We start from the raw sequence: 1,561 nt of genomic DNA, 5'->3' as shown, positions 1-1,561 counted from the left end.
GTGGTCATGAATCCCATAAGTTCCCATACCTGTCTTGGAGATGCGGGTCCAAAATGCCAAAAAAGGTATGGCTCATCTCATTTAAAACAAAAACCTTGAATTAAATAATGGAGTAAAAAATGAAACAAACTCTAAAGCTATTAGGTGCTGTAACTTTGTTAAGTATCACCGGATGTCAGTTTAATAAAACTCCTGGGGGGTATTTGAGCGCATGGGAGAAAAATGGTGTTACTGATTTTACAGAGGTAGGAAAAGCCTTATTAGAATGTGGTATGCCAACCCCTTATGATAAGGATCCAGAAAATAGAAAGTTAAGTTTAAATAAAAAGGCGTTCATTGATTCTTGTATGGTTCAATCAGGATTCCGCTATAAAGATACAGAGGCAGGAACGTGGTGTGAGAATTTTCAAGGAAAGAATCTTCCGGCTTGTCGTCCAGGCGCTGTTGTTCCACAGCGCAGTGTCAAGAAGCGCTTGAACAGCCCGTTTTGTAAAAAATATAAAAATAGTCGCAAATGCCAGCCTTAAGTCTTGCTGTTTGTAATGACCAACAATCCCACTATTCTTGCCTTTGCTTGGAATGGCGCGATTGTTTTCTCAATCTACCATCTCAACTCAGTCCAGAACTGTCTTGAAAAACGGAGATAAAATATCAACAGGCTTTAGAGCCTTTTTATCGTAAAGAAATCCATTGAAAGAGGGGAAAATGAAAAAAATATTAAAACTATTGAGCTGCATAGCTCTCTTAACTACAGNATAAAATACTTTTAGAATGTGGAGTACCGGACCTTAATAAGGTTGTGGCGCTAGATTTGAATCAATTTGCCAGTATTGAAATGTGTATGGCGCAATCAGGTTTTCGCCCTAGCTTTACAATACAAGATTGGTGTGAAAATCATAAATCGGATAATCTTCCCATATGTCGTCCTGGTGCTGTCATGCCTCAGCGAAGTGTTGAGAGACGCTTAAATAGCCCTTATTGTAAAAAGCATTCAGAACAACTTGAATGCAAACCTTAGGTCTTGCTTCAGCAGAGAAAGCTTTGAATTTACACCAAATAAAGCTCCAGGTTGATGAGCTTGAGAAAGCCTTGTCCGTCCTTACATGACAAGGTTTTTTTATGCCGCGTCGTTATAACGTTGCTGTTTTGCTTGCTCGATGACATTCAAAAGATCCGATTGTAACCAACGGGATAAAAAGCCAAATTTTAAAGGTTTTGGGAGAGAGCCATTGGTAACATGACGCCGGAAAGTTGAGACACTCATATGAAGCAATTTTGCACTTTCACGGTCTGTTAAAAGACTATCATTTTCTGTCATTCTAAAATCCTTTCATTCTTAAAAAATAGAAACAAATCATAAGCATTTATTAACCATATCTTTGAATCATTGGAAAGGTATTTATTCTATAAAAAACAATATTTTATCATATAAATTCTCATGTGATAAATTATGAGTCTAATTGAGAGCGAATGAGAGAGGAGAGAGAGAAAGTTATCCACAGATCATGGGGTTATTCACCCCATATCTTAAGATTGACCAGTGACGTAAGCGGCCCATTTA

General features: G+C 37.7%; 2 protein-coding genes and 1 pseudogene. 2 read left to right on the top strand and 1 reads right to left on the bottom strand.

All coding sequences use genetic code 11. The annotated features are described in order from the left end of the window. Window positions 1–119: 119 nt before the first annotated feature. Together ACFIMG_RS05510 and ACFIMG_RS05505 are read left to right on the top strand one after the other, a co-directional pair. Entirely contained in the window at window positions 120–527 is a 408-nt protein-coding gene (locus ACFIMG_RS05510; protein WP_375676785.1) for a hypothetical protein, read from the top strand. Between the two features lie 178 nt (window positions 528–705). Then, window positions 706–1,018 (top strand): annotated as a pseudogene (locus ACFIMG_RS05505) (hypothetical protein). Between the two features lie 99 nt (window positions 1,019–1,117). Here the strand turns inward: ACFIMG_RS05505 and ACFIMG_RS05500 are convergent. Further along, the gene (locus ACFIMG_RS05500) at window positions 1,118–1,318 is read right to left on the bottom strand and encodes an AlpA family transcriptional regulator (RefSeq protein WP_012231078.1); all 201 of its coding nucleotides are present in this window, start codon (window positions 1,316–1,318) and stop codon (window positions 1,118–1,120) included. Between the last annotated feature and the right edge of the window lie 243 nt (window positions 1,319–1,561).

It is taken from the genome of Bartonella sp. AP11XZML (genome assembly GCF_042196445.1).
In the GTDB taxonomy this organism is placed as follows: domain Bacteria; phylum Pseudomonadota; class Alphaproteobacteria; order Rhizobiales; family Rhizobiaceae; genus Bartonella.
Note: the sequence above shows the minus strand (reverse complement) of the source record. Positions and strands in the feature narration are given on the sequence as shown.

What these genes read in the sequence shown, in the direction of transcription:
- ACFIMG_RS05510 (WP_375676785.1), top strand. Translation starts at nt 120, where the DNA reads ATGAAACAAACTCTAAAGCTATTAGGTGCTGTAACTTTGTTAAGTATC.
- ACFIMG_RS05500 (WP_012231078.1), bottom strand. Translation starts at nt 1,318, where the DNA reads ATGACAGAAAATGATAGTCTTTTAACAGACCGTGAAAGTGCAAAATTG.